We start from the raw sequence: 12,531 nt of genomic DNA on the forward strand, positions 1-12,531 counted from the left end.
ACACATATGAACGGATAATAAAACGCTGTCCCGCAAAATACAAGAGACAGCGTTTTGTTATCAAACTATCTGTTTAACAAGCTACCTACATAGCGTAGTAATTCATTTGCTGAAGAAGAATTATAGCCATGCTCATCAATTAAACGCGCAACAACATCATTGATTTTCTTAAGCTGATTTTCGTCCGGCGTTTTCGTTGATGTTGTAATTTTCACTATATCTTTTAAATCAGCAAATAGTTTTTTCTGAATCGCTTCACGAAGACGTTCATGTGAATTATAATCAAAGCGTTTTCCTTTACGGGCATAAGCAGAAATGCGAATTAAAATCTCTTCACGGAACGCTTTCTTAGCATTTTCTGAAATTCCAATTTGCTCTTCAATTGAGCGCATTAATTTTTCATCTGGACTCATTTCTTCTCCTGTTAACGGATCACGTAATTTCGATTTATTGCAGTACGCCTCGACGTTATCTAAGTAATTATCCATAAGCGTCTTAGCTGATTCTTCATATGAATAAACAAACGCTTTTTGTACTTCTTTCTTCGCGATTTCATCGTATTCTTTTCTCGCTAATGAGATGAAGTTCATGTAACGTTCACGGTCTTCATTACTAATGGATGGATGCTGATCTAGCCCATCTTTTAAAGATCTAAGTACATCTAACGCGTTAATAGATGGTACCTCTTTTCGAATGATTGTAGACGAAATTCGGTTAATGACATAACGAGGATCAATACCCTTCATACCTTCATCTTGATATTCGCGTTGTAATTCTTCTACATCAATCGCATTATAACCTTCTACCGTTTCTCCATCATACAAACGCATCTTTTTAATTAAATCAATATCCGGACGCTTCGGATCTTTTAAACGAGTTAAAATGGTGAACATTGCTGCAACGCGAAGTGTGTGTGGTGCAATGTGAACATTCGATACATCACTTTCACGAATCATTTTTTCATAAATATGTTCTTCTTCACTTACCCGTAAATTATAAGGAACTGGCATTACAATAATTCTTGAGTGCAATGCTTCATTTTTCTTATTTGCTATAAATGAGCGATACTCTGTTTCATTCGTATGCGCTACAATTAATTCATCTGCTGAAATAAGCGCAAATCTTCCCGCTTTGAAATTCCCTTCTTGCGTAAGCGATAATAAGTGCCATAAAAACTTCTCATCGCATTTTAACATCTCTTGGAACTCCATCATTCCTCGGTTTGCCTTATTTAATTCTCCATCAAATCGATACGCACGCGGATCTGATTCTGAACCATATTCTGCAATCGTAGAAAAGTCCAGACTACCTGTTAAATCTGCAATATCCTGTGATTTTGGATCAGACGGGCTAAATGTACCAATCCCTGTACGGCGATCTTCAGAGAAGAAAATACGCTCTACAACTACATCCTCAATTCTTGATCCGTATTCTTGCTCTAAACGCATGACATTTAGTGGTGATAAATTCCCTTCAATTCTAACCCCATACTCATCAAAGAAATCATCTCGTAAATGATGTGGAATTAAATGCAGTGGATCCTCGTGCATTGGACATCCTTTAATTGCAAAAATTGCTCCGCGATCTGTTCTTGAATATGTTTCTAATCCTCGTTTCAACATTGTAACTAACGTTGATTTCCCTCCACTAACAGGACCCATTAATAATAAAATTCTTTTTCTAACATCTAATCGTTTTGCAGATGGATGAAAATATTCCTCTACAAGACGTTCTAGAGCATCCTCTAATCCAAAGAGCTGATTACTAAAGAAGTTATACTTTCTTCTACCATCAACTTCTTCAATTCCAGCATCTTTTATCATATTGTAAATGCGAGAGTGTGCTGTTTGAGCCACCCATGGTCTTTCTTTCACAAGCTCCAAATACTCCGCAAACGTACCTTCCCATTGTAAACGCTCTTCTGCTGCTCGATGCTGTTCAATCTTTTTTAGAATATCCATTATAGCTCCTCCCCCATCTCCTTGTTCAATCGGATTATTATAAAAGGTATGCTAGGATGTCCTTAAACATTCTTTAAATCAAAACGAAATATATAATAGCACACTAAAATTCTCTCCAAAATTCAAAGAAAATTCTGTATAATATAGGTATTAACGTTTTTACACTGCTATTCATTATAAATAAATTCTTTTCTTCTAAGAACCTTACATACATTTTGGGTAATAAATAAAACTCATGAACCGAAAAAAGTAAGGAGGATATTAGTATGAAATTATTATTAATTTTAGGTGTATCACTCACATTTCTTACAGCTATTTTTACATCCGGTTACAATGACAAACCAGGTACACATAAAAAATGATGTGCTTTTAGCACATCATTTTTTTTATTTATAATACATATTTTCCATATCATATTTGGATAGTGGTCGGCTATAATAATAACCTTGTACAAGCTTCACATTCTTTTCTTTCAAAAACTGTATTTGCTCCTTTTTTTCTACTCCTTCTGCAATTACATTTAATTCTAAAGTATGAGCTAAATGAATAATTGCAGCTGTAATATTCGTATCACGTTCATCTATATGTATACCTTCCATAAAAGAACGATCAATTTTTAAAGTATCAATTGGATATGTTTTTAAATAACTTAAAGATGAATAGCCTGTTCCAAAATCATCTAAATGAATCTTTAAATTTTGCTCTTTTAATTGTAGTAACACTCTCTTCGATATATCTTTATGTATAAGAGCTCCTTCTGTAACCTCTATCGCTAATAAATGAGTTGGTACATTGTACTTATTTAAAGCCCGTGTAATCATCTCTATTAATGTAATAGAACGAAAGTGTCTAGCTGAAATATTAACTGCAATTGGGACCACATCATACCCTTTATTTAACCATTCGCGCAATTGCTGACACACTTGATTTACTACCCATTCATCCAGCTTAATAATAAATCCTGTTCTTTCTGCCAACGGAATAAATTGGTTTGGAGAAACAAATCCTAATTCCTTATTCTCCCACCTTATTAAAGCTTCCATACTAGCTATTTTTTTCGTTTCAATATTAATTTGTGGCTGATAATATAAGAAAAATTCATTTTTTTCTATAGCACGATGTAATTGATTTTCTATTATAAACCTTTGTTCACGCTCACAGTCTAATCCACTACAATAAAAATGATAATGTCCTTTTCCTTTTTCTTTTGCTTTTTCTAAAGCAGCATCGACTCTCTGAAATAGTATTTTTTCATCTTCTCCATCTGCTGGAGCCATTACAATTCCAATTGACGCGCTTAAATATACATCTTCTTCTTCGATTACAAAATATTCACTAATGTTTTTTAATATGCTTTTTGCAACTTCCTCTACATATTCTTTCGTTATATTTTCTATCAACATAACAAATTGATCATCGTGTTCTCTAAATAAGTGCATATCTTCTATTTTTAGATTACTTAAACATTCTGTAACTTTTTGTAATACTTTATCTCCCTCTTTATGACCAAATGTATCATTAATACGATGAAACTCATCTAAATCTATAAATACAAGTGCAAAATTTACACTCTCATTTAAAAAAGTATTTAACTTATTTGTACATGAAATTCTATTCATTAATCCCGTTAACTGGTCATAGTAAGCTAAATATTCTGTTCGCATTTCGTTTAATACTTGCCTTGTAACATCTCTCGTAACAATATAAATCCCAACAATTTCACCGTTCACAATAATCGGGATAGTTCTCAAAGAAATATATAGCTCGTACCCTTCTTTATGAACATATTTCTTTGAAACAATTTGTTTTGCTTTTCCTTGCATCGATCCCTTAAATATAATTTGAAAATCTTTTTCATATTCTTTATTAATGAACTCAAAAATAAATTTATTATTTAATTCTTCATACCGGTATCCAAATATTTCATACGTTGCCGGATTTGCATATGTAACTCTCCCTATAGAATCTATAGATATAATTGAGTCATTATTATATTCCAGTAACGACTTAAATAACATTTGTTTTTCCTGTATCTCTGTCTTCTCCTCAATTTGAGCTGTAATATCTCTTGTAATACAAATAACAAATTGACATATTCCTTCTTCGTCGCAGACAGGATTAAGTGAAGATTCATAATGTATCTCACCTTTTGGTAAATTGACTACATCACAAAAGGTGTGTGCTTTCGCTTCTCTCACTACTTTTGCATATTGCCTTTGCAATATCCCCGCTATATCTTTTGGTAATACTTCTGCAAAAGTTTTTCCATAGCACTCTTCGCTTAACCTAGCATAATCCATTCCTATTTTATTCACATACATATATTGAAACGTTTCATTATCAATAACTTTCAATATGAATACTAAATCTTGAATAGCATGTAATAATCCTTGTCTAATTAAATCCATATCTATCATACTTAAAAAGGTATTTTGATTACTATATTCTTCCTTCATATTTATCTCAACCCGTCTTATCTATTTTTAATCATATATCCCATTCTATATGATTATGTCCCCTCTTTTAAATGTATGATTATATATTATTTTTATTTTTTAAAAAAAAGTCGCCATATGGCGACTTTTAATAAACGATTTCTAAATCTAATCCAGGGTAATTTTGTTGACGGAACGCTTCATAAATTAAAATTGCTGCTGTATTAGATAAATTTAATGAACGTACTTTATCTGTCATTGGAATACGTAAACAATGATCAAAGTTTTCTTCGATTACATTAGCTGGTAAGCCGTTTGTTTCTCTTCCAAATACAAAATAGTAATCCTTCTCGCGCTTGCTATAGTCAAACGCTGTATGAGCTTTCTCGCCATACTTTGTTAAATAGAAGAATTCACCGTCTTTATTTTTTTCATAAAATTCTTCAATTGAATCATAGTACGTAATTTTTACGTGCTGCCAATAATCTAATCCTGCACGCTTTAACATTTTATCATCCGTTGAAAATCCAAGCGGTCTAATCAAATGTAATTCTGTTCCAGTTGCTGCACAAGTACGAGCAATATTCCCTGTATTTGCTGGAATTTCTGGCTGATATAAAACAACATGTACTCCCACGCGATATTCACCTCTGTTTTTTGTCTACTACGTATTATACCACTTGAGCGAAAAATCTCTACCCATTAATAATATGAAAGAATTTATATTTCATTTGTGGTGTATATTTACTAGAGTCTTCATAGTTCCAATAACGTCGACGGCTATTCGCTGAATGTGCATTTACAAGCGGCATACCATCTGCATCTTTTGCTACTACAATCGTCGTATGATTCCATCTTCCGTCATCCTCGAAATCATAAGCAATGACATCTCCAAGAATAAGTTCTTCTGGCCTCTCTACCGCCTCTGCTCGAAGTCCTGTTGTAGCACCTGACAAATACCAATAAAAAGAATGTGCAACAGCCCAGCTCCAGCTCCACTGATTCTCCCTTTGCCACCATCCTTTACGAATATTAGGATATCCGCTCATAGGTACTTCTCCAGTATGAAGACATTGAGAAATGAAATTCGTACAATTATCAGGGAAATTACGATACATAGGATTTCGGTCATCCCACCAACGCTCTGCATATTTCACTGCCTCTAAACGATTATACTGATAAGAACCGTACTTCTCTTTCGTAATTTCCCTTTCTAATGTCTCACCCATTCTAATTTCTTCTGACACTTCAATAGCATAATCGCCTATAATCCGACTATTATTTAAACAAACTCTTCGTTTTAATTGTTCCTCTTCAATATAAAATAATTCTTTATGCTTAATTAAATATTTAAAATGTATTTGATAATCAATTTCTTGATGGTCATTACTATTTAATTGTCTAATGAAAGAAACATCCGCAGTTGCTTTCACTATATGTGCACTACGTCTTTGAAACAATTGTTTCTTTCTCAGTGCCATTTGTAGTAAATCCTCAGCAATACCATCCACATTCGTTCTTTTCTCCGTTATATATGCTAAAAATTGTTGTACTTGGTTTTCAATCTTCGTTTTTACAACCATTCTGTCTCCCTCCCATATTACAATATGAAAAAGGGAAATATTATCTACTCTTTTTTCTGTGCTAACAATTCAAGCCCGCGATTCATTTCATGAAGCACTTCTTCATCTTTCTCACGTTCCATCGCTTTCTCAATCGCTTCGCCTACTCCATCTCCGCCAATTTTCCCAAGTGCCCATGCTGCCGTTCCGCGTAGTACTGGTCTTGGGTCATCTTTCATAACACCAATTAAATCAGGAATTGCCGATGTTTCTTTAAAATGTGCTAATGCTAAAATCGCATTTCTTTGCAGTGGCTTTTTCCCTCTCCATGACCCTGACATAATCCCATATTTCTCTTTAAAATCACGATTACTAATTGTTAAAAGTGGCGTTAATAATGGTTTAACTAGCTCAGGATCCGGCTCCATCTCAGGATGATTATGAAAATCCATTCCTTTGTTTTTCGGGCAAACAGTCTGACACGTATCACATCCATATATACGATTTCCTATTTTATCGCGATATTCTTCAGGTAGGAATCCTTTCGTCTGTGTTAAAAACGCAATGCACTTCTTCGAATCTAACTGTCCCCCCTGTATTAAAGCACCGGTAGGACAAATATCGATACATTTCGTACAGCCCCCGCATTGATCTTCTATCGGCTTATCTGGCGGGAATGGAACATTTGTAATCATTTCCCCTAAGTATACGTACGAACCAAATTCAGGTGTAATAATAGAGCAGTTTTTACCGCTCCATCCAATGCCTGCACGCTCTGATACAGCTCGATCACTTAATTCACCTGTATCAACCATGGACTTCACTTCTATATCCGGAAGTTTTTCAATTAAATATGCTTCTAATTTTTGCAAACGATCTCGTAAAACAAGATGATAATCTTGTCCCCAAGAAGCACGACAAAAAATCCCACGGCGTTCTCCACGCTTACTTAATGGTGCATTTTTTAATTTTGAAGGATATGCTAAAGCAATCGCAATAATTGATTTAGCACCCGGTAATAACAGTTGCGGATTCGTTCTCTTCTCTATATCAGGCTCTTCAAATCCAGATTGATAATTTAATTGTTGTTGCTGGATTAAGCGCTGCTTTAATTCCTCAAAAGGAGAAGCACTCGCAAAGCCTATTTTATCTATGCCAATTGTTTTACTATACGCAATTACATCTTGCTTTAATTGTTCAAAATCCACTCTTAATCGCCTCCTCAGATGAATCCATCCCTTATGTAACGACTCTATTGGTTAGTAATTCACTTTTGGAATACTATTATTTACTTCTATTTTCGCATGTAATTAGGTTTTTCAAACATTAAAAAACGCAATGCCTCGTTTATCTCGGAAACGAAACACTGCGTTGATCACAATTTATAGAAAAACATTTAATAAAATTTGGAGCGGGTGAAGAGAATCGAACTCTCGACCAGAGCTTGGAAGGCTCTTGTTTTACCACTAAACTACACCCGCAAATATGAATTACATATAAGATATTAGAATAACTTATGTAAAGTAGTATAGCATGTAAAAAAAGTAGAGGCAAGAATTTTATCGAAAAAAGTCGAAAAAGTGATGAGAGACCTCATCACTTTTTCAATTCTTTATCAATTGCCTTCTTCATACTATCGAAATCAGGGTTTGCAAGATTTCCGTTTACATATACAGAAGGAGCACCTTGAACTTTTAATTTTTGAGCACGATCTGAATCTTTACGTACTTTTTCTTTAATGTCTTTACTGTGTAAATCTTTCTTAAATTGCTCTACATCAACTTTTGGAAGTTTCTCTTTCACAATGCTAAGAAGCAAATCTTCTGTAATCCATTCTTCCGTATCTTTCTTTTGATTTTGATAAATCTCATCATAGAAGATCCAGAATGAATCTTTATCTTGTTTATAAATTGCTTCACCAGCTGCTGCACCTAAATCCGAGTCTTTTCCGATAAATGGGAAGTTAATAAAATATAACTGCACTTTGCCTTTATCAATATACTCTTCTTTTAATCGAGGTAATACTGTTACATCCCAAGTACGACAAGCAGGACATTTAAAGTCTCCAAATTCAACTACCTTAACTGGAGCATCATCTTTCCCTAAAGATTGTTGCGTAGAATAAGCAAACATCTCATTCCCTTTATCTTTTTTGTCATTTATGATGCTATACGCAATTGTTCCAATTACAATCAATACTGCGATAGAAAAAACTATACCAAGAGCCATGAGTTTATTTGATTTCATATACATTCCTCTTTAAATTCATATTCTGTATACAGCATTGTACACAATACACATAATATCAACACTTATATACGTCACGCAATGAACACGCTCACATAAATTACAAAAACACAATAATTGTGACGATATTGTGTCACAATTTGTCACAATTTATTCAAAAAAAGAAGCTCCTCTGTAGGAACTTCTCTTAACTTACTGCTTTTTTGCGCGCGCTATTTAACATCGACTGCTCTATTTTTATATCATGACGAATTACTAATTTCTCACTAACTGCTTGAACATACTCATCATGGCTTATATAGCCTTCTTTCTCCATTAGTCTCAAAACGACATTTCGTCTCTCTACTGCTTTATCATAGTTTTGGGCAGGTGAGTAATAAGCAGGTGCTTTTACTACAGCAGCCATCATTGCACTTTCAGCCAACGTTAATTGGTTCACCTTTTTACCGAAGTAAAGGTTTGCTGCTTTTTCAATTCCCCACGCTCCTTCTCCATAATAAATATTACTTACATATAATTTTAAAATTTCATCCTTCGTAAATGTGCGTTCAATTTTTTTCGTATAAAAAATCTCTTTCCACTTACGAGAAAATGTACGTTCATTTGTTAAAAAAGCATTTTTAGATAGCTGTTGTGTAATCGTGCTTCCTCCTTGCACGACACCACCAGCCTTTATATTCTCAACTGAGGCTCTAATAATTGCTATATAATCTAAACCGTTATGATGATAAAATCTTTTATCTTCTGTCGCAATAAATGCATGTGTTAATGATTCTGGCACCTCTAACTTAGCCGGTACATGTAATTTACTAATATCACTTTTCTCAATCATTACATTTCCAATGAATAATAACGTACAACTTAACAATAATAATAATATAATGGCTTTATAAAAAAGTTTAGTCATTGGATTTAATGCAACTTTTTGATGATAGTTCACCCTAGATAATACTCGTTCTTTCATCTTGAACACCTCTTTTCCACACAGCATATAACTCTTACTTTAAGAATACATTGTTGTAAAAAAATATCCCATCGATTTCTCTTACACGTACCTTACATCATTGTAAGGTATAAAGTGAAACTTTAATGAGCCCTCATCAATCAGGCTTACTGCCCAGCAAATAGTGGGATAAAAAAGTATTGTATCACAGTATTTTTTTATCTACTATTCATCTGAAATATTGAATATAGGTTATGTTAAAGCACGAATAACCAATAAAAGAGAAACCCTTAAGACTATTATATTTTCACTTTACACTTTAATTATATCATCTACAAATATATATACTTTTGACTATCTAGTAATCTAAATGTATATAACATATAGATTTATTATACAGAACAAACGTTCTATAAATCAATACTAGTGTTATTATTATTTTGACCTTTTTCTTAAACAGTATACAAAAAAGAGTAGTGATTCGAATGTATCTCAAATCGGCTACTCTTTTCTTTACAATCTTCCTATTAAATTATACGGCTGTACTTCCCACGTTTCATACGGAATAAAATGTGTTGCTCTCATTGCATCAAGCGTTCTGGATTTCATATGAGGACGCGTTATATACTCATCTATGTTCTCTTCATTTAAATCAACAAATTTAGCCTCTTGTATCTCTTCAGGTTGAGTTTTTATTTCACCACTTATATATGCTACTTTAAAAACAACAGCTAGAATATGCATAGAGGTATTATAATAAACCCCTGTAATTCCGATAGGCTTCACCGTTAACCCTGTTTCCTCTTTTATTTCCCTACAGACAGCTTGATCGAGCGCTTCGCCTTCTTCTACCTGTCCTCCTGGCAACTCCCACGTATCAGCTCGCCAGTGCACTTTTGTTAATAACACTTCATTTTTTTCATTTGTTAAATAACCTGCTACAGCAACTATATGCTTTGGTGTCTTATGTTCCATATTAAGCCTCCTAGAGATAATGAATATTTTATATATCCCTATAATCATATTCACTACCTACAACAAAATACCTTTAATACTTCATCACCTTAATTAACTTCATAAAAAAAGACCCTATCCGCTAAGCGAAAAGGGTCATCTATCGTATTACTCTCCTAAGTCTACGTTGTGATAAACTTGTTGAACATCTTCCAAATCTTCTAATGCATCAACCATTTTCTCAAATTGTGCTTGAGCATCTTCAGGAAGTGTTACATCACTTTGTGCAAGCATTGTTAATTCTGCAACTGTAAACTCCTCAACGCCAGCACCTTTAAGTGCAGATTGTACTGCATGGAATTGATCTGGTTCAGCATACACGATAACAGAATCTTCTTCTTCTAGAATGTCACGTGCATCTACATCTGCTTCCATTAAAATTTCAAGAACTTCATCTGATGTTTTACCTTCAAGGCCGATAACAGCTGTCGCATCAAACATGTAAGCTACAGAACCGTTCACACCCATATTACCACTGTTTTTGCTAAATGCAGCTCGTACATCTGCTGCAGTACGGTTTACGTTATTTGTAAGTGTATCTACAATAACCATAGCTCCATTTGGTCCGAATCCTTCATAACGAAGCTCGTCATAATTTTCTTCTGAACCGCCTTTTGCTTTTTCAACTGCACGATCAATAATTGTTCTTGGAACATTGTATGTTTTCGCACGCTCTAATACAACTCTTAGCGCTTGGTTTGATTCTGGATCTGGCTCGCCTTGTTTTGCTGCCACATAAATTTCACGCCCAAATTTCGCGTATATACGGCTTGTATTTGCATCTTTTGATGCTTTTTTGTCTTTAATATTGTTCCATTTACGGCCCATACTTTCCACTCTCTTTCCCGTTTTAAATCTACATAAAAATATTAATATGAAATATAATGTGTGTTCAACACATTTTTAAAAGAAATATAAAAAGTTCATTTTTGATTCATATTACAGACATAATATAAATCACTATCATTTTGTTCTTTCGACAAGTTATATTATACATGAATTCCTACGTTTATTACGAATTTTAGAAGCACCTAGTATAATTTAACAAAAAGAAGTTTTTAGAGATTACAAACTTAACCGTTGATAATGTACTAATATCTACTGGTGGTATCGGATTTAACTTCATGTCACCGGGGTGGAGAAATTCTCTCTAGAGTACTCGAAAGAAATATTGTATATACAATATTTTTTCTGCTTATTTTGTCATGTAATGAAAAGAAAACAAAAAAGCTCTATACTAATTGTATAGAGCTTTTTTACGCCGTTCATGATACCGATGGTCGGGGTCGAACCGACACTCCCGAAGGAACACGATTTTGAGTCGTGCGCGTCTGCCAATTCCGCCACATCGGCACAAAAGAAAAGGCGGCAACCGGATTTGAACCGGTGATAAAGGTTTTGCAGACCTCTGCCTTACCACTTGGCTATGCCGCCATATTAAATTTTATTGGAGCGGAAGACGGGATTCGAACCCGCGACCCCAACCTTGGCAAGGTTGTATTCTACCACTGAACTACTTCCGCAAAAATGGCTGGGCTAGCTGGATTCGAACCAGCGCATGACGGAGTCAAAGTCCGTTGCCTTACCGCTTGGCTATAGCCCATCGAATTCTTACTTAATTATATGTAAGTATCCATTAGATTATTTGCAATTTTTAAAATAAAAATGGGGCGACTGATGGGAATCGAACCCACGAATGCCGGAGCCACAATCCGGTGCGTTAACCACTTCGCCACAACCGCCATGTTGTGTAAATATATTTGGCAGGGGCAGTAGGAATCGAACCCACACTGGAGGTTTTGGAGACCTCAGTTCTACCTTTAAACTATGCCCCTATGTAAATGGTGGAGGGGGGCAGATTCGAACTGCCGAACCCGAAGGAGCGGATTTACAGTCCGCCGCGTTTAGCCACTTCGCTACCCCTCCGAAACTTACATGGTGCCGGCTAGAGGACTTGAACCCCCAACCTACTGATTACAAGTCAGTTGCTCTACCAATTGAGCTAAGCCGGCGTATTTTATTAAAATAAATGGTGGCTCGGGACGGAATCGAACCGCCGACACGAGGATTTTCAGTCCTCTGCTCTACCGACTGAGCTACCGAGCCTTATTAAAATGGCGGTCCCGACCGGGGTCGAACCGGCGATCTCCTGCGTGACAGGCAGGCATGTTAACCACTACACCACGGGACCATTTGGTTGCGGGGACAGGATTTGAACCTGCGACCTTCGGGTTATGAGCCCGACGAGCTACCGTGCTGCTCCACCCCGCGATAATACTATTTATATAAAATTTATATGGTGGAGGATGACGGGATCGAACCGCCGACCCCCTGCTTGTAAGGCAGGTGCTCTCCCAGCTGAGCTAATC

9 protein-coding genes, 12 tRNA genes and 1 pseudogene are annotated in these 12,531 nt (G+C 35.3%); 1 reads left to right on the plus strand and 21 read right to left on the minus strand.

The genetic code is table 11. The features are described from left to right. Positions 1-65: 65 nt before the first annotated feature. From ES895_RS25785 to ES895_RS25830, 10 genes are all read right to left on the minus strand, one after another. Positions 66-1,961 (minus strand): PrkA family serine protein kinase, encoded by a 1,896-nt coding sequence (locus ES895_RS25785; RefSeq protein ID WP_000353273.1) that lies wholly within the window; start codon positions 1,959-1,961, stop codon positions 66-68. Positions 1,962-2,347: 386 nt separating this feature from the next. Beyond that, on the minus strand, positions 2,348-4,417 hold the full coding sequence (locus tag ES895_RS25790; RefSeq protein WP_087964816.1) for a sensor domain-containing protein: 2,070 nt from the start codon (positions 4,415-4,417) through the stop codon (positions 2,348-2,350). A gap of 127 nt (positions 4,418-4,544) precedes the next feature. Beyond that, complete coding sequence (gene trmL, locus ES895_RS25795; RefSeq protein WP_000538147.1) at positions 4,545-5,033, minus strand: tRNA (uridine(34)/cytosine(34)/5-carboxymethylaminomethyluridine(34)-2'-O)-methyltransferase TrmL; 489 nt, start codon at positions 5,031-5,033, stop codon at positions 4,545-4,547. Positions 5,034-5,091: 58 nt separating this feature from the next. Further along, positions 5,092-5,979 carry an amidase domain-containing protein gene (locus ES895_RS25800; protein ID WP_000260592.1) on the minus strand — a complete coding sequence of 296 codons (888 nt, stop codon included), beginning with the start codon at positions 5,977-5,979 and terminating at the stop codon, positions 5,092-5,094. Between the two features lie 44 nt (positions 5,980-6,023). Continuing rightward, on the minus strand, positions 6,024-7,166 hold the full coding sequence (gene queG / locus ES895_RS25805) for a tRNA epoxyqueuosine(34) reductase QueG (RefSeq protein ID WP_000345216.1): 1,143 nt from the start codon (positions 7,164-7,166) through the stop codon (positions 6,024-6,026). A 199-nt stretch (positions 7,167-7,365) separates the two neighbouring features. Then, positions 7,366-7,439: transfer RNA gene (locus ES895_RS25810), tRNA-Gly, on the minus strand. Positions 7,440-7,554: 115 nt separating this feature from the next. Beyond that, positions 7,555-8,205: a DsbA family protein gene (locus tag ES895_RS25815; RefSeq protein ID WP_000841306.1), complete on the minus strand. Its 651-nt coding sequence runs from the start codon at positions 8,203-8,205 to the stop codon at positions 7,555-7,557. 187 nt (positions 8,206-8,392) lie between these two features. Beyond that, positions 8,393-9,169, minus strand: coding sequence for a transglycosylase domain-containing protein (locus ES895_RS25820; RefSeq protein WP_000664715.1), 777 nt, complete (start codon positions 9,167-9,169; stop codon positions 8,393-8,395). Positions 9,170-9,661: 492 nt separating this feature from the next. Then, a complete protein-coding gene (locus ES895_RS25825; protein WP_000400456.1) occupies positions 9,662-10,123 on the minus strand; it encodes an NUDIX hydrolase in 462 nt (153 codons plus the stop codon). A 147-nt stretch (positions 10,124-10,270) separates the two neighbouring features. After that, complete coding sequence (locus tag ES895_RS25830) at positions 10,271-10,990, minus strand: YebC/PmpR family DNA-binding transcriptional regulator (RefSeq protein WP_000532952.1); 720 nt, start codon at positions 10,988-10,990, stop codon at positions 10,271-10,273. Positions 10,991-11,208: 218 nt separating this feature from the next. Here ES895_RS25830 and ES895_RS25835 point away from each other — a divergent pair. After that, positions 11,209-11,316: pseudogene (locus ES895_RS25835) on the plus strand (DUF3884 family protein); the annotation flags it as partial. Positions 11,317-11,433: 117 nt separating this feature from the next. Here ES895_RS25835 and ES895_RS25840 read toward each other — a convergent pair. The 11 genes from ES895_RS25840 to ES895_RS25890 form a co-directional block, all read right to left on the minus strand. Continuing rightward, a tRNA-Leu gene (locus ES895_RS25840) sits at positions 11,434-11,515 on the minus strand. A 10-nt stretch (positions 11,516-11,525) separates the two neighbouring features. Next, positions 11,526-11,596: transfer RNA gene (locus tag ES895_RS25845), tRNA-Cys, on the minus strand. A gap of 14 nt (positions 11,597-11,610) precedes the next feature. Next, positions 11,611-11,685 (minus strand) — tRNA-Gly (locus tag ES895_RS25850). A gap of 5 nt (positions 11,686-11,690) precedes the next feature. Then, a tRNA-Gln gene (locus ES895_RS25855) sits at positions 11,691-11,765 on the minus strand. A 63-nt stretch (positions 11,766-11,828) separates the two neighbouring features. After that, positions 11,829-11,904: transfer RNA gene (locus tag ES895_RS25860), tRNA-His, on the minus strand. Positions 11,905-11,923: 19 nt separating this feature from the next. Continuing rightward, positions 11,924-11,997: transfer RNA gene (locus tag ES895_RS25865), tRNA-Trp, on the minus strand. A 7-nt stretch (positions 11,998-12,004) separates the two neighbouring features. Further along, positions 12,005-12,088 (minus strand) — tRNA-Tyr (locus ES895_RS25870). A gap of 10 nt (positions 12,089-12,098) precedes the next feature. Further along, positions 12,099-12,174, minus strand: a tRNA-Thr gene (locus tag ES895_RS25875). Between the two features lie 18 nt (positions 12,175-12,192). Continuing rightward, a tRNA-Phe gene (locus tag ES895_RS25880) sits at positions 12,193-12,268 on the minus strand. Between the two features lie 9 nt (positions 12,269-12,277). Further along, positions 12,278-12,353, minus strand: a tRNA-Asp gene (locus ES895_RS25885). A 3-nt stretch (positions 12,354-12,356) separates the two neighbouring features. Further along, positions 12,357-12,433: transfer RNA gene (locus ES895_RS25890), tRNA-Met, on the minus strand. Positions 12,434-12,531: the final 98 nt, after the last annotated feature.

It is taken from the genome of Bacillus sp. 007/AIA-02/001, assembly GCF_004634455.1.
Lineage (GTDB): Bacteria > Bacillota > Bacilli > Bacillales > Bacillaceae_G > Bacillus_A > Bacillus_A cereus.